18 protein-coding genes are annotated in these 21,708 nt (G+C 69.8%); 4 read left to right on the top strand and 14 right to left on the bottom strand.

Translation table 11 applies throughout. The features are described from left to right. Position 1 precedes the first annotated feature (1 nt). From AB1K56_RS04135 to rfbA, 5 genes are all read right to left on the bottom strand, one after another. The gene (locus AB1K56_RS04135) at positions 2–1,210 is read right to left on the bottom strand and encodes an ABC transporter ATP-binding protein (RefSeq protein ID WP_371204695.1); all 1,209 of its coding nucleotides are present in this window, start codon (positions 1,208–1,210) and stop codon (positions 2–4) included. A gap of 5 nt (positions 1,211–1,215) precedes the next feature. Then, complete coding sequence (locus AB1K56_RS04130) at positions 1,216–2,082, bottom strand: ABC transporter permease (protein WP_371204694.1); 867 nt, start codon at positions 2,080–2,082, stop codon at positions 1,216–1,218. Between the two features lie 96 nt (positions 2,083–2,178). Next, the gene (locus tag AB1K56_RS04125) at positions 2,179–4,107 is read right to left on the bottom strand and encodes a rhamnan synthesis F family protein (RefSeq protein ID WP_371204693.1); all 1,929 of its coding nucleotides are present in this window, start codon (positions 4,105–4,107) and stop codon (positions 2,179–2,181) included. Next, the gene (locus AB1K56_RS04120) at positions 4,104–6,062 is read right to left on the bottom strand and encodes a rhamnan synthesis F family protein (protein WP_371204692.1); all 1,959 of its coding nucleotides are present in this window, start codon (positions 6,060–6,062) and stop codon (positions 4,104–4,106) included. Before AB1K56_RS04120 ends, AB1K56_RS04125 begins: the two co-directional genes overlap by 4 nt. Next, complete coding sequence (gene rfbA, locus AB1K56_RS04115) at positions 6,046–6,921, bottom strand: glucose-1-phosphate thymidylyltransferase RfbA (RefSeq protein ID WP_371204691.1); 876 nt, start codon at positions 6,919–6,921, stop codon at positions 6,046–6,048. Before rfbA ends, AB1K56_RS04120 begins: the two co-directional genes overlap by 17 nt. A gap of 81 nt (positions 6,922–7,002) precedes the next feature. Here rfbA and rfbB point away from each other — a divergent pair, with 81 nt between their 5' ends. Next, a complete protein-coding gene (gene rfbB / locus AB1K56_RS04110) occupies positions 7,003–8,001 on the top strand; it encodes a dTDP-glucose 4,6-dehydratase (protein WP_371204690.1) in 999 nt (332 codons plus the stop codon). Positions 8,002–8,003: 2 nt separating this feature from the next. Continuing rightward, on the top strand, positions 8,004–9,425 hold the full coding sequence (rfbD, locus tag AB1K56_RS04105) for a dTDP-4-dehydrorhamnose reductase (RefSeq protein WP_371204689.1): 1,422 nt from the start codon (positions 8,004–8,006) through the stop codon (positions 9,423–9,425). A 57-nt stretch (positions 9,426–9,482) separates the two neighbouring features. Here rfbD and AB1K56_RS04100 read toward each other — a convergent pair whose 3' ends face one another. The 9 genes from AB1K56_RS04100 to AB1K56_RS04060 form a co-directional block, all read right to left on the bottom strand. Beyond that, on the bottom strand, positions 9,483–12,197 hold the full coding sequence (locus tag AB1K56_RS04100) for a hypothetical protein (protein ID WP_371204688.1): 2,715 nt from the start codon (positions 12,195–12,197) through the stop codon (positions 9,483–9,485). Continuing rightward, positions 12,197–12,727: a hypothetical protein gene (locus AB1K56_RS04095; RefSeq protein WP_371204687.1), complete on the bottom strand. Its 531-nt coding sequence runs from the start codon at positions 12,725–12,727 to the stop codon at positions 12,197–12,199. Before AB1K56_RS04095 ends, AB1K56_RS04100 begins: the two co-directional genes overlap by 1 nt. A 61-nt stretch (positions 12,728–12,788) precedes the next feature. Continuing rightward, the gene (locus AB1K56_RS04090; protein ID WP_371204686.1) at positions 12,789–13,739 is read right to left on the bottom strand and encodes a glycosyltransferase family 2 protein; all 951 of its coding nucleotides are present in this window, start codon (positions 13,737–13,739) and stop codon (positions 12,789–12,791) included. A 60-nt stretch (positions 13,740–13,799) separates the two neighbouring features. Continuing rightward, positions 13,800–14,903, bottom strand: a complete 1,104-nt coding sequence (locus tag AB1K56_RS04085; protein ID WP_371204685.1) for a glycosyltransferase — start codon at positions 14,901–14,903, stop codon at positions 13,800–13,802. Beyond that, positions 14,900–16,366 (bottom strand): LCP family protein, encoded by a 1,467-nt coding sequence (locus AB1K56_RS04080; RefSeq protein ID WP_371204684.1) that lies wholly within the window; start codon positions 16,364–16,366, stop codon positions 14,900–14,902. The genes AB1K56_RS04085 and AB1K56_RS04080 overlap by 4 nt, the downstream gene beginning before the upstream one ends. Next, the gene (gene purE, locus AB1K56_RS04075; protein WP_371205053.1) at positions 16,363–16,830 is read right to left on the bottom strand and encodes a 5-(carboxyamino)imidazole ribonucleotide mutase; all 468 of its coding nucleotides are present in this window, start codon (positions 16,828–16,830) and stop codon (positions 16,363–16,365) included. The genes AB1K56_RS04080 and purE overlap by 4 nt, the downstream gene beginning before the upstream one ends. 119 nt (positions 16,831–16,949) lie before the next feature. Then, positions 16,950–18,083: a 5-(carboxyamino)imidazole ribonucleotide synthase gene (locus AB1K56_RS04070; RefSeq protein ID WP_136587034.1), complete on the bottom strand. Its 1,134-nt coding sequence runs from the start codon at positions 18,081–18,083 to the stop codon at positions 16,950–16,952. Between the two features lie 238 nt (positions 18,084–18,321). Further along, complete coding sequence (locus AB1K56_RS04065) at positions 18,322–18,876, bottom strand: PH domain-containing protein (RefSeq protein WP_371204683.1); 555 nt, start codon at positions 18,874–18,876, stop codon at positions 18,322–18,324. A gap of 60 nt (positions 18,877–18,936) precedes the next feature. Further along, on the bottom strand, positions 18,937–19,719 hold the full coding sequence (locus AB1K56_RS04060; protein ID WP_371204682.1) for a biotin--[acetyl-CoA-carboxylase] ligase: 783 nt from the start codon (positions 19,717–19,719) through the stop codon (positions 18,937–18,939). 148 nt (positions 19,720–19,867) lie between these two features. On the opposite strand from AB1K56_RS04060, the gene AB1K56_RS04055 reads away from it, so the two are divergent. Both AB1K56_RS04055 and AB1K56_RS04050 read left to right on the top strand, forming a co-directional pair. Then, on the top strand, positions 19,868–21,457 hold the full coding sequence (locus AB1K56_RS04055) for an acyl-CoA carboxylase subunit beta (RefSeq protein WP_371204681.1): 1,590 nt from the start codon (positions 19,868–19,870) through the stop codon (positions 21,455–21,457). Continuing rightward, positions 21,454–21,690 (top strand): acyl-CoA carboxylase subunit epsilon, encoded by a 237-nt coding sequence (locus AB1K56_RS04050; RefSeq protein WP_371204680.1) that lies wholly within the window; start codon positions 21,454–21,456, stop codon positions 21,688–21,690. Before AB1K56_RS04055 ends, AB1K56_RS04050 begins: the two co-directional genes overlap by 4 nt. Positions 21,691–21,708: the final 18 nt, after the last annotated feature.

The following is a 21,708-nucleotide window of genomic DNA, read 5'->3' as shown; positions in this document are numbered from 1 at the left end:
CTCAGCGGAAGCGCACCTCGGCCGGGACCGAGCCCAGCGAGTCGGATCGCCCGTGCACCGTGAATTCCGCGCCCTGCATGAGCGCGTGCGAGGTGGACTCGCTGATGCCGTGCAGGTTGGCATTGATCCAGTAGCTTCCGGGATTGAAGCGCGCACCGTCGACGTCGATCTCGATCGTCACGGTCTCCCCCTCGCGCAGGGGCGGTACCGAAGCCCCCAGCATGCTCGTGTTCGACGCGAGGGCGAGCACACCCGACGACGTGTCGATGCTGAAGCCCAGCGCCCACTCGTCGAGGGGGCGGAGTCCGCGGACGGCGATCGCGACGCGGAACGACTCGCCGGTCTGGAAGTCGTTCGAGCGTCGCCCATCGGCGGCTCGCACGTCGACTGAGACGATCTCCGCGGCGCGCGTGATCTGATCCGGACGGGCCGAGACCTTGCCCGAGCCCTCCTCGAGCAACTCGCGGAACCGCTCGACGGCGGCCTCCGCCAGTCCGTCGAACGCGACGCGCCCCTTGTCCATGAGGATGACGCGGTCGCAGAGCTCCTCGATCTGGTCGAGTGCGTGAGAGACGATGATGATCGTGCGTCCCTGGCGCTGGAACTCCTTGATCTTGTCGAGGCACTTGCGCTGGAACTGCTCGTCGCCGACCGCGAGCACCTCGTCGACGAGGAGGATGTCGGGGTCGGTGTGCACCGCGATCGCGAAGGCGAGGCGCACGAACATGCCCGAGGAGTAGAACTTGACCTGGGTGTCGATGAAGTCCCCGACGCCGGAGAAGTCGAGGATGTCGTCGAAGCTCGCGCGCGTCTCCTCGCGGCTCAGGCCGAGCACCGAGGCGTTGAGGTAGACGTTCTCGCGGCCGGTGAGGTCGGGGTGGAACCCCGCGCCCAGCTCGATGAGAGCGGCCACGCGTCCGCGCTGGCGGACATCGCCGGAGGTGGGCTGGATGATGCCGCCGATCACCTTGAGCAGCGTGCTCTTCCCGGAGCCGTTGTGCCCGATCAGTCCGATGGTGTTGCCGGCGCGGATGTCGAGGCTGACGTCGCTCAGCGCCCAGAAGTTCTGGCGGTGCCGACGCCCGGCGCGACCGAGCGTCACGATGCGCTCCTTGATGGAGGTGTCGCGACGCACCACGAAGCGCTTGGACACGTCGGTGAGCACCACGACCTCGGGGCGCACCGCGGGGACATTCACGTCGAACGACATATCGATCACAGTTCCTGGGCGAAGTTGCCCTGCAGGCGTACGAAGACCCGGTGGCTCAGAACGAGAAGGACGAGACCGATGAGCAGAGCGACCGCCATGCGCAGCACGAGGTGCGCGGGCCCCTCCAGGCCGTCGCCTCCGAGCCAGAAGGCCCGCTGGAAGCCCAGCACGGCGAGGGTGAGGGGGTTGTTCGTGTAGACCTCGAGCAACGTGGGGCTGGTGATGATCTGCTTCGCGAGGTGCCAGGCGTAGAGCACCGGCGAGAGCCACATCAGCAGCATCGTGACGACCTCGACGAGGTATTGCACGTCGCGCAGGTAGACGTTCACGGCGGCGAAGAACAACGCGAAAGCCAGGCCGTACACGAGGATCAGCAGAAGCGACGGGACCGCGTAGACGATCTGCCAGTGCAGCGGCGGTTTGCCCGCGATCACGGTCGCCGCAAGGAGCACGCCCAACTGGATCATGAAGTTGAACAGGGCGGACCCCGTCGCGGCGAGCGGGAAGATCTCCCGGGGCATGTAGACCTTCTTCACCACACCGCCGTTGGCGATGATGGATCCCGTGCCGCCGACCGCGATCTCCTGGAAGAGGCTCATGGCGGTCAGGCCGGTGAAGATGAAGATCGCGAAGTCCGGGATGCCACGCGCCGCGCCCAGGAACTGCCCGAGAACGACGAAATAGATGCCGAGAAGGATGAGCGGGCGGATGAGCGCCCAGATGAAACCGAGAGCCGAGTCCTTATAGCGCGCCTTGATGTCGCGCTTGACGAGGAGATCGAGCATCTCCCGGCGGGCGAAGATGTCGCGGAGCGTCGTCCACAACGAAGCGAACCCGAGTCCGGGGGTGACGCCGACCGTACGCATCGGCATCTCCGCGAGCCGAGCGAAGCGCGCGTTATCCCCGGAGGGTGAAGGACTAGGCATGGGGTCCGATTCTAGTGGGCTGTTCCTGCGGGACGTCTGAACTCAGCGACGACGCAACCGCTGACGTGCGCGCCACAGACGACCGCGTACGCCCTCGCTGCGGGCGAACAGCCGATCGATCCGCGCCGCGGAATCCGGGCGGTGCAATCGCACCCACATGTCGACGAAATCGCGGAAGCGGCCCCACCCGATGTATCCCGCGCGACGAAGAAACTCGATCTGATGCTGGGTGTCCTCCGGCATGGTGGCCGACATCTGGTCGAGGTTGTAGTCGAAGGCCGTGTAGCTCTTGGCCAGGTAGGCGGGCGTCGCGATGGTCATGGAGTGGAAACCGAGCTCCCCCGCCGCGTACACCGGCATGCGCTCCAGGACGTGTGCGAGACCGCCGTCGACGTATGCTTCCGCTCCCCCGAACTCGTCGTACGTCCACTCCCGTTCCACGAGAAGACGCAGCGCCTGCGGCCGTGCGAAGAACATCGACCCGAAGGGAGCGAGCGGCGAGACCTCGTCGAGGGGAACCCGGATGCCGAGTTCACGGCACAGCTTCTCCACGCCCGGGCGATTCGCCCACCATGCGTGGCCCATCGTGGGGTGACCGAGGTGGACTGTCGGCGGGAAGGCGAGCCCGAGTCCGGGCTGCTGCTGGAACAGTGCGACCACGTTGGCCGCCTCATGCGGACCGTGGAGCAGGTTCTCGAACTGCTGCCGGCGGAAATGCCGACCGACATTCGCCCCGTCCTGCGGTGTCTTCTTCGAGTGGATCTTGACGACGAGGTCGTATTCGTCCGACAGCAGGATGTCGCGGCATCCGATCAGGAACGCAGCCTGGTCGCGACCGTTGTTCGACGCCACGACCCGCACCTCCACCCGGCCCGGCAGGTTGCGGGCGGCGATGATGTCCTCGATGGCGCGTGCGCGTTCGGCATCCGGCGTGGTCACGATGAGATCGGTCGCGCCGGGAAGGTACCCCGCGCGATCCACGATCTCGTCCGTCATCTCGACGTAGAAGATGTGCGCGAAGACCGCCGTCCGCAGCGGTGCCGCCGGGTCGTAGTCGTCGTCGGTCGGCGAGAGGACGCGCAGCAATGCGGCGTCCGCGTTCAGCACACGTGGTTCCACATTGCGCGCGAGGTCGTCGAAGATGAGCTCCACCGGGTAACCGCTGCGTTCGGCCGCCTCCAGGGTCCACTTGCCGACCACGGCGACACGGTCGAGGAAGACCGGCCACTGGAAGAACGGCCGCCGCTTGAGCGTCGGGCACCCCGCCTCGATCAGCTGCTCGGCGTACAGCACGGCGTGGTTCTCGATCTTGTCGGTCAGGGTCGGGAAGGCGACCTCGCCGGAGAAGCCCTGCTGCGTGAAGTGCTCGGTGAAAACGCCCTCGTGCTTGGTCACGGCGTCGGAGTACGACGTCATCTCGGGCAGGTCGCGCCAGTACGCCGTCCACTCGGGCGAGAGGAACATCTGCCGGCGCACGGCGACCCAGTACGACTGGAGGTGGTAGGGCAGGTACCCCTCTTGGGTGAAGGGGTGCGGTTCCACGCGCAGGTGATCGGTCATGCCCCAGAAATGCAGAGGGCGCCCGTTCATGCGCTCGAACAGCGGCGCGAAGGGCCGAATGGGCCCGAACCAGGTGTCGTTGACGAGCAGAAGCTCGTCGAACTCCTCGAGGCGGTCCTGCATCGCGTCCAGGCCGTGCTTGTAGCCCCAGATGTCGTAGCCCTCGTTGGGGCGCTCGAGCACCATGTCCCCCAGCGCCTCCAGGCGCTCACGTCCACCGGTCGTCAGCGGGCCGTTGGAGACGACCACGATCGTGTCGCAGAACTCCCGCATGCGTTCCAGCGCGTAGACGACGAAATCGCCCACCTCGCCGCGTCGGTCGTAGACGACGTAGACGAGCAGGCGCTTGCCGCCGTCGGGGAAGGTGTCGGCCGGTCGCGTCCAGTCGCCGATGAGCTCCGCGGTCTTCACGATGAGGCCTCTCGTTCTTTCTCGCCGCGTTCACTGCGCAGGCGCGATGCCACCCGACGTCCTGCCGACAGGACGCGGTGCCCGCGCAGTGCGAGGTGGTAGACGGGACGGAACACGTCGGCCACGCGGGGGTGGTTGATGCGCATGAACATCCGGACCAGCGCGACGGTGCCGCCGTACCCGGTGTATCCGGCGCGATGCAGCAGCCCGATTTGCTCGACCGGCCACCCGCGGGTGGTGGAGAACATCTGATCGACCTTGTACTCGAGAGCGGTGTGCCCGATCTCCGTGTGGGCGAAGTTCATCACGGTCCGGCTGGAGAAACCCGCTTGCCCCGCCGCCGCGCTGATGAGGCGTTCCTGCAGATGGGCGAGGTGCCCGAAACGGCGCTGGTACTTCCAGTCGTAGTCGGCGAAGGTCCACCGCCGCTGCATCATCACGCGGAACGCCGCGGGACGGGCGATCCACATTCCGCCGTAGGGGGCGAGTGGAGAGACGGTGTCGAGCGGCACCCGGATGCCGAGCCGCTTCGCGAGCCGTTCGGCGTGGGGGTGCAGCAGTGCCCAGCCGCGGCCCATCGTGGCGTATCCGATGTGGATCATCGGGGGGAAGACGATGCCGAGCTCCGGCTCCCGGTCGAACAGCGACAGCACGTTGCGGACGTAACCGGGGCTGCTGAGGAGGTTGTCGAGCTGATAGCGGCGGAAGTACCGCAACCGGTTCATCGTCTTCCACGGCGCGCGACGCATGTGCAGCTTGACCACGAGGTCGTAGGCATCCGACTGGATGACGTCACGGCATCCGACGAAGAAGTCGGCCATGTCCCGGCCGGGACTCTGCGGGGTCACGCGCAGCTCGTAGGTGTGCTCGTTCGTCCCCGCCCACGCCTCGAGCAGCCGCTCCAGGCGAGCCGCCGTGACGCCCTCGGTGGTGGTGACGAAGACGGAGGCACCCGGGGGGAGGAATTGCAGGCGCCGGAGGATCTCCGCGATCTCGTCGATGTCGCTGACATGCACGACCACCGCGATCGAGGCGGCTGCTCCCGCGTCAGGGTCGACTGCCTCATCGGGCAGGACGGACAGCAGACCGAGGATGGCGTTGAGGGCCTTCGGAGGAAGGCACGAGGCGAGGCTCGAGCGCAGGGTGCCGAGCGGATACCCGCGCTCGCCCATCATCTCAGCGATCTCGGACCCGATCACGGCGAACCGGTCGAGGAAGGGCGGATAGCTCGTGAAGACGGCCCGGTCGACGAAGGGGACGCCCAGTTCCAGAAGGTCCTCAGGGGCGAAGAGCCCCGGATCGTCCGCGTGCAGACGTTCGGTTTCGAAGGCCCGGGCGTGACGCACACCGGCCCGCCGCGCATCCGCCACGAGGCGCCGCTCGCGCTCTCCGGGAGGGATCGACTCCGCCCACCACCGCCGCCATGCGTCGCTGTCGAAGAAGCCGCGGCGCACCGCGACGAAGAACCACGGACGATCGCCGACGGCCGGGAACCCCTCCGCCGGGAACGCCTCGCGCGGCGCCGCCGGTGGGAGGAGGTCCCACACGTCGGCTGACGAACTCGACATCCGACCCATCAGAGGTGAGAGGTCGGCGACGGGACCGAACCACGAGTCGCCGGTGAGGACGATCTCGGTGACGCCCGCGCGCATGCGACGCACCTCGTCGACGGCAGCCGCGTACGACGCGGAGGTGAACTCGTCACCGTCGGTCTCGACGATGCGGTCGACGAGCCCGTCGAGAGCGGTTCGCGACTCCGGCGTCATCCTCCCCGGGTGCACCAGGACGATCGTGTCGGCGACCTCCCTCAACGCGCGGAGAGCGTGCACGGAGGTCGCCTCCACCCGCCCTCGAGAACGGACGCCGTAGACCACGGCGCGGTCGACGGGCGCGACGGTGGAGGCTTCGGACCCCGCCCGGTCGACCCGTCGTCCCGCGTCAGCGCTCGAGACCATTGTCGAGCGCGCTCAGCAGGTAGCGGCCGTATCCACTCTTGACCAGGGGTTCGGCGCGCTCGCGGAGCTCGTCGTCGGAGAGGAAGCCCATTCGCCAGGCCACTTCCTCGGGGCACCCGATGGACAGGCCCTGACGCTTCTCGACCGTCCGGATGAACTCGGTGGCCTCGCTGAGCGAATCGAAGGTCCCCGTGTCGAGCCAGGCGGTCCCGCGCGGGAGCAGCTCGACGCGCAGACGTCCCTGCTCGAGATAGGTGCGGTTGACGTCGGTGATCTCGAGCTCGCCGCGCGGAGACGGGGTGAGATTGCGGGCGATCTCGATAACGTCGTTGTCGTAGAAGTACAGACCCGGAACCGCGTAGCTGCTCTTGGGGTGCTCGGGCTTCTCCTCGAGCGAGACCACCCGTCCGTCGGCGTCGAACTCGACGACGCCGTAAGCGGTGGGATCGGCGACCTGATAGCCGAACACGACCCCGCCCTCGAGATCGGTGTACTGACGCAGCCGGGTTCCCATGCCCTGCCCGTAGAAGATGTTGTCGCCCAGCACGAGGGCCACCGACTCCGACCCGATGTGCTCCTCCCCGAGGAGGAAGGCCTGGGCGAGGCCGTCGGGCGAGGGCTGCACCTTGTAGGTGAGCGAGATGCCGAATCGCGAGCCGTCGCCCAGCAGGCGCTGGAACTGCTCGGAGTCCTGCGGCGTCGTGATGATGAGGATGTCCCGGATGCCGGCGAGGATCAGGGTCGACAGCGGGTAGTAGATCATCGGCTTGTCGTAGACGGGCACGAGCTGCTTCGAGATGCCCTGGGTGATCGGGTGGAGTCGGGAGCCCGTGCCGCCCGCAAGAATGATTCCGCGCATGGAGGTCATTTTCCCCTATGCGGCTGCACGCGCCAATCCGCCCCGGAAGAGGATCAGGGGGACCCCGCTAATCTGGAGCGCATGAGTCGTCTTCTCGTGACCGGTGGCGCCGGTTTCATCGGATCCAACTTCGTGCACCACGTCATCGCCCACACCGACCACACCGTGACCGTGCTGGACAAGCTCACCTACGCCGGGAACGAGGCGTCGCTGGCGGGGCTCCCCGAAGACCGCGTGCGCCTGGTCGTCGGCGACATCGCGGACGCCGCCGTCGTCGATCCCCTCGTCGGCGAGGCCGACGCCGTGGTGCACTACGCCGCGGAGTCGCACAATGACAACTCGCTGCACGACCCCCGCCCGTTCCTCGACACAAACATCATCGGGACGTACACACTGCTCGAGGCGGCCCGCCGTCACAACGCGCGGTTCCACCACATCTCCACGGACGAGGTCTATGGCGACCTCGAGCTGGACGATCCGGCCCGCTTCACCGAGAGCACGCCGTACAACCCCTCGTCGCCCTACTCTTCGACCAAAGCCGGCTCCGACCTCCTCGTGCGCGCGTGGGTGCGTTCGTTCGGGGTCCGCGCGACGATCAGCAACTGCTCGAACAACTACGGGCCGTACCAGCACGTCGAGAAGTTCATCCCCCGTCAGATCACCAACGTGCTGCGAGGAGTTCGCCCGAAGCTCTACGGCACCGGTGAGAACGTCCGCGACTGGATCCACGCCGACGATCACTCTTCGGCCGTTCTGACGATCCTCGACAAGGGCGAGATCGGCGAGACGTACCTGATCGGCGCCGACGGCGAGAAGGACAACAAGAGCGTCGTCGAACTGATCCTGCAGATCACCGGGAACCCCACCGACGCATACGACCTCGTCACCGACCGTCCCGGTCACGATCTCCGGTACGCCATCGACTCGACCAAGCTGCGCACCGAACTCGGGTGGACCCCGACGTACGGCGCCTTCGAGTCGGGCCTCGCCGCGACGATCGACTGGTACCGCGACAACGAGGCCTGGTGGGCGCCCACCAAAGACGGCGTCGAGGCGTTCTACGCCAGCAAGGGACAGTGACGGTGGCCACCGCTTTCGGCAAGACCCTGAACGCCCGCGAGACACCTATTCCGGGTCTCCTGCTGCTCGATCTACCGGTTCACGGCGACTCCCGCGGATGGTTCAAGGAGAACTGGCAACGCGAGAAGATGTCGGCCCCGGCGATCGGGCTGCCCGACTTCGGACCCGTCCAGAACAACATCTCGTTCAACGATGCCGTGGGCACCACGCGCGGCATCCACGCCGAGCCGTGGGACAAATACGTGTCGGTGGCCACCGGTCGGATCTTCGGCGCGTGGGTCGACCTGCGCGAGGGAGAGACGTTCGGCGCGGTCTTCACGGCCGAACTCGACCCCTCGACCGCGATCTTCGTGCCGCGGGGTGTCGGCAACTCGTACCAGACGCTCGAGCCCGACACGGCGTACACCTACCTCGTCAACGACCACTGGTCCCCCGACGCGACGTACACCTTCCTCAACCTCGCCGATGAAACCGCTGCGATCGCGTGGCCGATCCCCCTCGACGACGTCGAGATCAGCACGAAGGACCAGAACCACCCGCGTCTGGCCGACGTGGTCCCCATGCCGCCCAAGAAGATCCTCGTCACGGGTGCCAATGGTCAGCTCGGCCGTGCGCTGCGCGAACAGTTCGGCGACCACCCGTGGATCGAGTACGCCACACGTGCCGAACTCGACCTCACTTCCCCCGACCTGGATGCTGCGCGCCGCTGGCGCGACTACGGCACGATCATCAACGCCGCGGCGTACACGAAGGTCGACGTGGCCGAGACGCCGGACGGACGCGTCGAGGCCTGGGCGGCCAACGTCACCGCGGTGGCTGCGCTGGCGCGGATCGCGACGGCGAACGGCATCACGCTCGTCCACGTCTCCAGCGACTACGTCTTCGACGGCACGAAAGACGCTGCCTACGCGCACGACGACGCCCCCGCACCCCTGGGCGTCTACGGGCAGACCAAGGCCGCGGGCGACGCGCTGGTCTCGACCGTCCCGCACCATTACATCGTCCGCACGAGCTGGGTCATCGGCGATGGCAACAACTTCGTGCGCACCATGGCCTCGCTCGCGGAACGCGGGATCGATCCGCGTGTGGTCGATGATCAGGTGGGCCGTCTGACCTTCACCTCCGACATCGCCGCAGCCATCGCCGCTCTCCTCGACGCAGGATCGCCCTCCGGCGTCTACAACGTCACCGGACAGGGAGAGCCGACCTCCTGGTACGACGTGGCCCGGCGCGTCTTCGAGCTGGGGGGTCACGATCCCGAACGCGTGTCGGGCGTCAGCACCGCCGAGTACTTCGCGGGAGCGACCACCCCTGTCGCACCCCGACCGTTCAACAGCATCCTCGACACGACCGCGACGGCGAGCGCGGGCGTGCCCCTCGCGGACGCCGACGAGCGGCTGCGCAGCTATCTCGGGCGCGTCTGACGCTGCCACGATCGAGGAGCCCCCGGGTCACGCGTCGGCGTCCCGGGGGCTCCCCTGTCAGCGCACTGTGACCGAGGTGCACCCCAGTTCGACGCTGTAACCACCACGGTCATCGAGCACGCTCACGCAGACCCGGCGACCGCCCTTCGCCGCTGTGAGCCGCTGCTCGAAGCCGTGGAGCGGCCCCGCCGCCGGGTAGGCCGCCCCCACGTCGGCGCGGTCCCGGTCGGCTTTCACCGTTCGCACCGCTCCGTCGATCGTCACGCGCACGTTCACCGGTCCCGACACGTCTGGGTCGAACGCCCATCCGCGCACCGTCAACGCCCCCGTCGACGCCGTGACGGCATCCAGGCTGCCGACCGGAGCGCCTGCGACGCCGGTCACGGTGCGGCATCCCAGCAGGGGGTTCGCGCCCGACGTGTTGATGGCGTAGATGCACAGCTGCGACGAACCCGCCGGCACCTGCAACGTCGCATGGAAACCGTGGGCCGCGCCGTACAACGGGTAGACCTTGGCGACGTCGGGCCGGCTGCGGTCGGCGGTGAGCACGGTCGCCGATCCGCGGACGTAGACGTGCACGGCGATGGGCCGAGCGGTGTCGGGGTCGATGGCCCAACCGCGCACCGTGGCCGTGGTGCCGGAGACACTCACCTCGTCGACGCTGCCGATCGGGGTCTTGCCCTCGTCGGGCGTGGTGATGTCGCGGCACCCGAGATCGGTGTTCGGCCCGCGGGAATTGACGGCGGTGACGCAGACGCGCGAGGGCCCGATGGGGATGTCGACAGTCTTGGAGAATCCGTGGGAGCCCCCGTAGACCGGGTACGCAGCGCCCACGTCGGGTCGGCTCGCCTGCGCCGTGACCGTTGTGATCTTGCCGTCGACCGAGATCCGCACGGCGATGGGGCGCACGGTGTCGGGGTCGATCGCCCACCCCTTCACGGTGGCGGTCCGGCCGGAGACGGTGGCGGAATCGAACGCTCCGATCGGCGCGCGATTCTGGTCCGCGCCCTGAACGGTCCGGCACACGAGCGTGGTGTTCTCGCCCGAGGTGTTGATCGCATAGAGACAGACGTTGGTGGCCGTGGCGGGGAGGTCCACGATGGTGTCGAAGCCGTGGCGCGAGCCGTAGGCGGGGTACACCTCGGCCACATCGGTGCGCGTGCCGTTCGCCGTGATCGCGCGGCCGGAGCCGCCCACGTAGACGTGGACCGCGATGGAGTTCTTCGTGTCGGGGTCGATCGCCCATCCGGTGATGCGCGCCGTCGTGCCGACGACGTCGAAGGAGTCGATGTACCCCATCGGTGCACGACCGATGTCACGAGCCGCGGGCGTCATGATGCTGCGACACCCCAGGGTGGTGTTCTCGCCCCGCCCGGAGTTGATGCCGTAGAGGCAGATCTGCTTGGCATCCAGCGGCACCGTGAACGTGGCGGTGAATCCGTGCGCCGTGCCGTGAGCCGGGTACGGGCCGGCGAGGTCGGGACGCGATCGGTTGGCGGTGATCGCCGTGCCCACCCCGTCGACGTACGCGTGCACCGCGATCGACGCCGCGGTATCGGGGTCGAGCGCCCACCCGGCGACCGTCACCGACCCGGAGGAGACTTTGACGGAGTCGATGGCCCCGACGGGTGATCCCGTGTAGAACGGCATCTCACGGCATCCCAGGCTGACATCGCTCCCCGAACCCGTGTTCACCGCGGTCAGGCACACCTGACCACTGCCGCCCGTCGTGACGGGGATGCGCGTGTCGAACCCGTGCCTGCTCCCCGCCCCGGGATACGCGGCCCCCACGTCGGGACGATCTGCGTCGGCGGTCAGCGTCGTGATCGCCCCCGCCAGCGAGACGCGGACCTGGATCGGGTCGGACGTGTCGGGGTCGATCGCCCATCCGCGCACACGGATGCCACCGGGATAGGCCTCGATCGCGTCAGCCGAGCCGAAGGGGCGGCCACCGGCCTTGGTCGAGCCGAACCAGTCGGTGAACGTGCGCCAGAAGTTGCGGTTGCCGTACGCGCTGCACCCGTCGCCCTCGCCGTAGAGGTTGCGCAGCGCGGCCTGGTTGGGCACGTACGGGGTGTAGATGTAGAGGCCCGCCGTGGCCTGATTCTCGATGAAGACGCGCTGCGTTCCGCAGCTGGCGGAGGGGTTGTACAGGATGTTGTTCCACCGACCGGCCTGGTAGCCCCACCACGTCGGGTTCAGGCGATAGACCTCGAACTGACGGGCGCCGTAGTACACCTGGTAGAAGAAGCCCTGGGTCGAGGCGTCGCACGGCGCGGTGTCGGGGCACCCCTGACCCGTCGCCGCCGAGTAATTCCACGCGGACGGGGCGGTCGAGGTGACCAGCCCCTGCTCCTTCTGCAGGAGCACGAGAAGGGCCTTCTGACTGATGCCGCAGGAGCGGGCGACCTTGTCGATGATGGTGGCGGCGCTCTCGTTCGCCGCACCCGAGTAGCCGTTGCAGTACTTGTCGGCCGGACGATTGTCGGTGCTCTGCCGGTAATCCTTCAGGCACGTGTACCCCGACTGGCACGAGCGGACCTTGCCGTCGAGGAAGCTCTGGATCTCACCCGCCGACATCGCGGCACCGTCGTAGAAGACCGCGTCGTCGATGATGCTGCCCGGATTCCAGTCCGACGCGTCGGCGGCCGCCGCGGACGGTGCGGGCGCAACCGTGGCCGGCAGTGCGAGCGGGGCCGCGGCGAGGAGCGCGATGGCGCACGCCCAGGAAGCGATGACCGCCGCGACGCTGCGGCGGCGGGAGCGCCGCATCACGGCGCGGTCTCGACGGTCGCGGTGGCCGACTGCGCCCGGAGGTTGGCGGACGCGTAGGAGACGGTGAAGGCGAGGTCCTCCCCCTCGGCGACGGGGATGGACATGAGGCCGCAGTAGGTGACCTCCTTGCCCTCGGTGCCGGAGACCGAGACCGAACGTTGCGACTTCTCGAGCGTGAGGGTGCAGGTGCCCCCGGACTCGGAGACACCCGGCACCATCGCCGTGACTTCGAGCGACCCGTCGTTCACCTCGGAGGTGATGACGAGGATCTCGCCGTTGTACGGCGCCTCGGCCGTCGCGCTCTCGCTCGGCGCGGGCGTCGCCGGCGCGGTGGACGACGGAGCCGGGGAGCTCGGCGCGGACGCGGACGAGGTGGGCGAGGCCGAGTCGGCCGCGGCCGGTGCCGCACCGGGCGACGGGGTGGCGCACGCGGACAACGCGAGCACGGCCAGGGCCAGGAGTGAGGTCGACGCGACACGCGCGCGCCTCGAGGGAGACGGGACGACGGTGCCGGGAAGGAGCTTCACGCGTTCATTATGCGTTGCACAAGTGACGGATGGGAATATTGAGACGAAAGGGGCGACTATGTTAGCGCCTCGAAAGCCTCCGCCGCAGCCACCGCAACCGCGACATCACCGGCTGATGCGCGTCGATCTCGTGGCGGACGTCGGAGGCGATCTCGGCGCGCAACCTCTCGACGATGCGCTCGACGGCCCCGTCGATCGATCGGTCCACGTGGGCCGCCAGTTCGGCCTGCGACGCGGCGACGAACAGCGGCAGTCCCGCCCCCTCGCGCCGCACCCACGCGGCCAGTGCCCGGTCGCGCACCACCGCGTCGTCGCGCGCGTGCTCGGCGGCGAGGCCGAACATGCTGTTCGCGTCGAGGCCGTCGGCATCCGGTCTCTGCGTCCAGAACGCGAGGGGCTCGCCCGCGACGAAGCCGATGCCGTGCACGTTCAGGATGCGCAGGTAGAGGTCCCAGTCCTCGACGGCGTCGAGCGTCTCGTCGTACCAGCCGACCTCGGCGTGCACGGCGCGGCGGTAGAGCACCGCGATGGGCACGATGCGGTTGATGCTCATCATCTCGGTGAGCGAGATCCTCTGCATCCCCGCCCAGAAGGGGGCGCGGCCGACCTCGGTCCACGCTCCGCCGCGCTTCTCCTCGTAGACGATCTCGGTCGGCACGGCCGCCGCGGCGTCGTCGGGGTGCGCGTCGAGCCAGGCCGCCGTGCGGACGAGGAAGTCCGGATGCCAGCGGTCGTCGTCGTCGTGGAGGACGACGTACTCGGTGTCGAGGGCGCGCACGCCCGTGTTGGCCGCGACGCAGCGTCCCCCCTGGCCGTCGGGGATGTGCACGACCTCGACGCCCGCGAGGCCCGATGCGGCCACGACGCGGTCGACCTCGGCGGCATCCCCTCCGTCGTTCACGACGACGACCCGCCGGTCGGCGAGGGTCTGCGCGGCGATGTCGGCGAGCGCACCACGGAGGAAGGCGGGGCGATGGCGGGTGCGGACGACGATCCCGACGCGGGCAGGCATGAGTCGAAGCCTAGGGTCGAAGCCGGGCGTGATGCGGGAGCCTCGCGGGCGACCCCGGCCCTAGAGCTCGGCGTGCAGCGCCCAGACCCGCTCGGCCGCAGCCTCCCAGGCGAAGCCCTTGGCGAGATCTCCGGCGAGGACGCGCAGGCGCTCCGCCTCGTCGCCGAGGGCGCGGGCGAGCGCCTCGCCCAACTCGCCCGCGGGCGCGTAGGCCGCCGCGTCGGCGAGCACCTCGCGGTGCGCGAGGGTGTCGACGGCCACGACGGGGACCGACAGGGCGAGGGCGTCGACGGCGCGCCACGGCCAGTCCGTCCGCGCGCACGGCGCGACGAACGCGACCGCGTGCGAGAGCACGGCCGCGCGATCCCATCGGTCGAGGGATCCGCGCGCGTGCACGCGCGCCTCGGCGAGACCGGCCGCCGCGGCGAGATCGGCGATCGCGGGCTCCTCTCCCTCCGGGGCGTCGAGCACGACGACGTCGCCGTCCCAGCCCGCGGCGACAACCGCGGCGAAGGCGTCGGCGAGACCGTCCGATGCCGCAGCACCCCCCGCCGTCGCGACGAAGGATGACGGCAGGTCGAGGGCCCGCAGGCGCCCCACGGCGTCCGAGGGTGCGCGCAGTCCGGCCGCGGGGGCCCCGCCGATCACGCGGACCTTCTTCACGAGCTTCGCCTTGGCGGTCTCGGCGAGACGTTCGGCCATCGCGTGGGTCGGCACGATCACCGCGTCGGCGTGCTTGGCAACGCGCGACAGCAGGGCACGCGCCGCGAGGGCCTCGGTCTTGGGCAGTTCGTCGGGCGTCTCGAACGCCCGCAGGTCCCACAGCGTCACGACGATCTGGTGCGTCTCGTTGACGCGGTCGTGTCGGACGAGCGGGGCCAGGGCCGTGGGCGAGTGGATGAGCCCCTTGCCGATCCCCGGGGCCACGCCCAGCTGCCACGAAGCCGCGAGCTCCCGTCGACGCATGGACAATCGCGTCTCGGAGCTCAGTCCTTCGATCGCCTGGTCGTCGGCGAGCCCGGGGGCGGGCACGATCGCGGCGACGTCGCAGCCCCGCGGCGCGGTCGCGACGAGCGCGGCGGTGAGGGATGCCGAGGCCTCGGCGAGATCGCGGGAGGTCGGGGCGACGAGCTGGTCGAGCACGACGCGGAGGGTGACGGTCACGGCGCGGGGCTCTCCGTTTCGGTCGGCGGGTGCAGGGCGTTCCTCACCATCTGCTGCACCTGCGCCCAGTCGGGGTCGAATTCGTCGACGCCGCCGGCCGGGGTGAGTTCGAGGGTGGCGACCGTCTGATCCTTCGCCTTGAGGGCCAGGTCGACGAGCGTCGGGGCGATGAGACTCTGCGGCAGGTCGGTCTGGATGATGTTCGTGGTCGATGTCGCCACCTGCTGGAAGTGCGACAGCACGTTCTGCGGCGTGAACTGGGCGAGGATCGCCTCCTGCAGTTCACGCTGGCGGCGCATGCGGTCGAAGTCGCTCGTGGTGTACCGCGAGCGGGCGTACCACTGGGCGGTGTCGCCGTCCATGTGCTGCTGGCCGGGCTCGATCCAGCCGAATGCCCAGTCGTCAACCGGCTGTCCGTCGTAGGCGGGTCCGCCCTTGGGCAGGCGCTCCTGCACGTTGATGTCGACCCCGCCGAGAGCGTCGATGACGTCGGCGAAGCCCTTCATGTCGACGAGCACGTAATAGGGGATCTGGATGCCCATGATGCCCTCGGCGGCATCCTTCGTCGCCTCGATCCCGGGCTCAGAGTCGTGCGCCTTGGCGTCGGGGTACAGCTTTGTGCCGTCCTGGCACACCTCGACCTCGGTCTTGAGCTGGTTGATGCCGCTGCCCCACCCGCACGTCGCGTTGGCGTAACCGGTGTGACCGTTCGGGTACTTGTCCTGCATCGGCCCGGGCGCGAAGGGGAAGTGCGGCATGTCGCGCGGGATGCCGGTGATCGTCGTCGCGCCCGTGTCGGCGTTGATCGAGACGACCGAGATGCTGTCGAAGCGCATGGAGTCGCGCCCCTCCCCCGAGTCGGCCCCCAGGAGGAGGATGTTGTAGTAGCCGTCGGACGGGGGGACGGCGGGCGCCGACTGGCCGAAGATGGCCGAGAAGGCGTCGCGCGTGCTCCCCGCGACCTGCGCGGCCCAGGCGGCGCCCGAACCGGTCAGCACGAGCATGCCGACCGAGACGACCGCGAGGGCGACGCGCGAGAACGCCCCGACCTTCACCAGGCGGATCAGGCGCAGGGTGTCGATGGTGAGGACGACCCACAGCACGACGTAGGCGGCGATCACGAACTGCACGAGCGTCAGGGGCAGGGGCCGGAACCACGAGAGGAAGTCGGGGAAGAACGAGCCCGTCGCCAGGGTGAACAGGCCGGTCGGCCAGAGGATCGCCGCGAGGCCCGCGAGCACGAGCACCGTCCACAGCGCCAGCGTGGCGCCGAGCCCGAACCGCCCGAGACGCCGGTTTCCGGCGAGCACCTGCGCGGAACCGGGGATGAGGACGTTGAGCACGACGAGCCACCATCCGCGGCGGGTCATGACCTCGACCGACGACGCGTCGGGGTTGCGCAGCGGCCGCGCCTCGATCATCGGCGCGTGCGCGCGAGGTCGTGCGGGAGCCGCGAGGGTCACAGCGAGTCCTTCAGACGCCGGTTCTTCTCTTCGACCTGCGCTTCGAGATCGCGGGCGTAGGCCTCGACGCGCTCGGCCAGCTCGGCGTCGGCGCTGCCGAGGATGCGCGCGGCGAGCAGGCCCGCGTTCTTCGCGCCGTTGATCGAGACGGTCGCGACCGGGATGCCGGCCGGCATCTGCACGATGCTGAGCAGAGAGTCCAGCCCGTCGAGCGTCGACAGCTGCACCGGGACGCCGATCACGGGAAGAGCGGTGACGGATGCCAGCATCCCCGGCAGGTGCGCCGCTCCCCCGGCCCCGGCGATGATGGCGCGCAGCCCGCGCCCCCGCGCCTCGCGGCCGTACCGGACGAGCTTGTCGGGCGTGCGATGGGCCGAGACGACCTCGACCTCGTGCGGGATGCCGAACTCCGTCAGCACCGCGGAGGCGGCATCCATCACGCGCCAGTCGGAGTCGGAGCCCATGACGACGCCGACCACGGGCGTCTCGGAGGAATGCAGCGGCCGGATCACCGGTCCAGGCTAGGGCGGCTCGCTGGAAGATCGCGGAACGGCGCGCTCAGGAGCCCCGGTCCGCCCTGCACTCAGTCGAAGAACGCCGCCGCCGCGCGCCCCTCGTACACCACGTCGTCGAGATCATCGCCGATGACGTTGACGTGCCCGACCTTGCGGCCCGGGCGCGGCGCCTTGCCGTACGTGTGGATCTTCGCCGACGGGTGGGCGGCCATCGCGCCCGCGAAGCGCTCCTCGAGGGTCCCCTCGGCGGGGCCGCCCAGCACGTTGATCATCACGGTCCACGGCGCCACGGCGTCCGTCGCCCCCAGCGGCAGGTCGAGCACCGCGCGCAGGTGCTGCTCGAACTGGCTGGTGACCGCGCCGTCCTGCGTCCAATGCCCGCTGTTGTGCGGGCGCATGGCGAGCTCGTTGATGAGGATCCGCTCGTCGGTGGTCTCGAACAGCTCGACGGCGAGCATGCCCGTCACCCCGAGGCCCTCGGCGACCGCGACGCCGATCTCGGCCGCGACGCGCTGCACGCGCTGGTCGGCGCGCGGGGCCGGGGCGACGACCTCGGCGCACACCCCGCCGCGCTGCACGGTCTCGACCACCGGGTAGGCGCGCACCTCGCCCGAGGGGCGACGGGCGACCTGCTGCGCGAGCTCGCGCGTGAAGTCGACGAGCTCCTCGACGAGGAGCGATCCACCGTTGGCGTCCTCGGCGAGGGCGGCGAACCAGTCGTCGGCCTCGGTCGCCGACGACACGACGCGCACGCCCTTGCCGTCGTATCCCCCGCGCGGCGTCTTCACGACCGCCCGACCGCCGTGGGCGTCGAGGAAGTCCTGCAGCTGCGCCGCGTCGGCCACGGCGGCCCAATCGGGCTGCGGCAGCCCGAGCTCGGCCATGCGCGCGCGCATCACGAGCTTGTCCTGCGCGACGCCGAGGGGCGCGGGGCCGGGGTGCACGGCGACACCTTCGGCGACGAGGGCGGCGAGCACGTCCTGGGGGACGTGCTCGTGGTCGAAGGTGATGACGTCCACGTCGCGGGCGAAGGCGAGCACCGTCTCCGCGTCGCGGTAGTCGCCGACGGCGGTCGCGGCCAGGGCGGCCGACATGCCCTCGTCCTCGGCGAGGACGCGGATCTCGACGCCCAGCTCCACCGCGGGGGCGATCATCATCCGCGCCAGCTGTCCGCCACCGACCACTCCGACTCGCAGCGCCATGCCGCTCCTTCCGTCGGCATCCATTCTGTCGGGGCGTCGGCGCCGGCGCGAGCCGGGGTGCGGGCCCGCCCCGCGCGTGCACGAGCCCGAGGGTGCCCGGCGAGAGGACACAACGCAGGAGATGCGCGGGCGCGGCCCCTGAGGGGCCGTCACCGAGGCCGCGGGAGCGCGCATCTCCTGCATTGGGGCGTCAGGGGCGGCGCGCCACCGCCCGGGGCGAGCGGGTCGGCGCTGCGGGTCAGATCCCGACCGAACCCGAGCCGAAGGCCTGCGAGTCGCGGTGCGCGAGGATCTGGTTGACCTCGACCTGGTCGACGAGGGTCTCGTGCACGAGCACGGCGTGCGGGATGTTCTTCATCCGCAGCGGCGGTTCGACGCCGTTCGACAGCGACAGGGTGCCGGCCCCCCACAGGCGCTGCAGCAGTCCGCGACGCATCTGGATCGCGTAGCCGCGCACGTGGGAGATCTCGCGCTGCGTCGAGCCGAACGGACCGGAACGCTCGATCACGCGCCGCGTGGTGATGGTCCAGGTGTGCGACAGCCACGCGAAGAAGGGGACGACGACCAGCAGCAGCACGAGGACCGCGGCGGCCGTCAGCAGCATCCAGTTCTCGAACGGGGCGGGGAGATTGTCGTAGAAGTACGCCGTCGCCCCGGCGACCCCGATCAGCACGAGCGCCGACCAGAACAGCCCCCGCGCGTGCGCGCGCAGGCGGGCGATCCTCAGCTCGGGCGCGTTCGTCCCCGGCGCCGGCATGCGCGGGCGCCCGATCGAGCTCGACGGCTGGGTCACCCTCTCATTGTGCGCCGTCGGAGGCCTCGATCCCGGCGCACACGCGGGACGCGGGGGCGCTCAGCGCACGTGCACGACGTCGCCCGCGGCGACCACCGTCTCGATCGTGCCCGCCGTGACGACCAGGCGACCGTCGTCGTCGAGACGCTCCGCACGCCCCTGGAGCGTCGTCCCGTCGGGCAGCGAGACCGTCACGTCGCGCCCGACGGTGGCGCAGAGCTTCTCGATGTCGCGGTGCACGCGGTCCGCCTCACCGGAGGCGAGGGCGGCGAGGGTGTCGCGCAGGTGACCGAGGTAGTCGGCCATGAGGCGGTCGTCGTCGCATTCCGCGCCGATGGCCTGGAACGAGGTCGCGGTGGTCACCGGCAGGTCGGCCCGGCTCATCCGCGTGTTCACGCCCGCCCCCACCACCACGGTGTCGAAGGTGCCCGGCACCGCTTCGGCCAGGATGCCGCAGATCTTGGCGCCGTCGACGAGCACGTCGTTCGGCCACTTCAGGTCGGCCGTTCCGCCGTGACCGGTGAGCTGCGCGCGGACGGCGCGCGTCATCGCCGCTCCGGCCGCGAGGGGGATCCACCCCCGCAGCGCCATCGGGATGCCGGAGGCGTCGACCACGACCGACATCGCGAGCGCGGTTCCTGCCGGCGCCGTCCAGGAGCGGTCCAGTCGCCCGCGCCCGGCGCGCTGGTCGTCGGTGACGAGAAGCGACAGGTGCGGCCAGCCGGCGGGGTCGGCGGTGACGGCGGCGACGACGTCGGCGTTGGTCGAGTCGGTGGTCGCGACCACCTGCACGCGAGGGCTGACGTCGGCGGTGCGGGGGTATCCGGACACGGGGATCGGCATGTCCACACCTTAGGGAACGAGCGTCGCGTCGGCATCCGGTTGCGCGCGCGGATCGAGACGGGGGCTGGCCGGATGCCACAGCCCGCGGTCGATTCGCTTGTGCGCACCCTCCAACGCCGGTGCCGGTGCGGTCGCTAGGGTGGAAAGCGTGACCGACCAGCCCGATCTCTTCACCACCGCCGGCAAGATCGCGGACCTGCGCAGCAGGTTCCAGGAGGCGGTCGTCGATGCCGAAGCCGCCGCGCAGCAGAAGCAGCACGCGAAGGGCAAGCTCACCGCCCGCGAGCGCCTCGAGATGCTGGTCGATCCGGGCTCGTTCGTCGAGCTCGACGAGTACGTGCGCCACCGCACCACGGCCTTCGGCATGGACAAGTCCCGCCCCTACGGCGACTCCGTCGTCACGGGCACCGGAACCATCCACGGCCGCACCGTCGCCGTCTACGCGCAGGACTTCTCGACCTTCGGCGGGTCGCTCGGCGAGGTCGCCGGCGACAAGATCATCAAGGTGATGGAGCTCGCTCTGCGCAGCGGCATCCCGATCATCGGCATCCTGGACTCCGGCGGCGCGCGGATCCAGGAAGGGGTCGTCGCCCTCGGCAAGTACGGCGAGATCTTCCGCCTCAACACGGCGGCCTCGGGCGTCATCCCGCAGATCTCGATCATCATGGGACCCGCCGCCGGCGGCGCGGTGTACTCCCCCGCCCTCACCGACTTCGTGATCATGGTCGACAAGACCAGCCAGATGTTCGTCACCGGTCCCGACGTCATCAAGACCGTCACCGGCGAGGACGTCGGCATGGAGGAGCTCGGCGGCGCGCTCACGCACAACACCCGCTCCGGCGTGGCGCACTACCTCGCCGAGGACGAGGACGACGCGATCGACTACGCGCGCGGCCTGATCGGCTACCTGCCCGACAACAACCTCGCCGAGATCCCGGTCTACGACACCCCGTTCGAGTTCGAGACGACGGATGCCGACCGCTCGCTGAACACGATCATCCCCGACTCCCCGAACCAGCCGTACGACATCCACACGGTCATCGACGGGATCGTCGACGCCGGCGACTTCCTCGAGGTTCAGCCGCTGTTCGCGCCGAACATCGTGATCGGCTTCGGCCGCATCGAGGGGCGCACGGTCGGCATCATCGCGAATCAGCCCTCGCAGATGGCGGGGACGCTCAACATCGACGCCGGAGAGAAGGCCAGCCGCTTCGTGCGCTTCTGCGACGCGTTCTCGGTGCCGATCGTGACCCTCGTCGACGTGCCCGGCTACCTGCCCGGCACCGACCAGGAGTGGACCGGCGTGATCCGCCGCGGCGCCAAGCTCCTCTACGCCTACGCCGAGGCGACGGTGCCCCTGGTCACCGTGATCCTGCGCAAGGCCTACGGCGGGGCCTACATCGTCATGGGCTCCAAGCAGCTCGGCGCCGACATCAACCTCGCCTGGCCCACCGCCGAGATCGCCGTCATGGGCGGTCAGGGCGCGGTGAACATCCTGTACCGCGGCGAGATCAAGCGCGCCGAGGAAGCCGGCGAGGACGTCGCCGCCGTGCGCACGCGCCTCGCGAACGAGTACACGTACAACGTGGCATCCCCGTTCCTCGCGGCCGAGCGCGGGGAGCTCGACGGCATCATCGAGCCGGCGCAGACGCGCGTCTCGATCGCCAAGGCCCTGCGCGCGCTGCGCAACAAGCGTGCGAGCCTGCCGGCCAAGAAGCACGGGAACATCCCGCTGTGAGCGACGCGACCGGCGCCCCCGGCCTCCCGCCCGTCGTGGCGGAGGTCGTGCGCGGAACCCCCACCGAGGAGGAGCTCGCCGCGGCGATCGTCGTTGTCGGCGAGGCGTATTCGCGCGAGGTCGCCGAGGCCACGGCGCCCGACGACGCCCCGCGCTCGCGCTGGGAGCTGTCGGCGCGCGGACTGCGCAGGCCGCTGAACCGCGTCGCGGGGTGGAACGGCTTCACCGGCTGACCGCTCGGCCGGGAAGTG

The sequence above is a fragment of the Microbacterium sp. BWR-S6Y genome, from assembly GCF_041379845.1.
Classification (GTDB): domain Bacteria; phylum Actinomycetota; class Actinomycetes; order Actinomycetales; family Microbacteriaceae; genus Microbacterium; species Microbacterium hydrothermale.
Note: the sequence above shows the minus strand (reverse complement) of the source record. Positions and strands in the feature narration are given on the sequence as shown.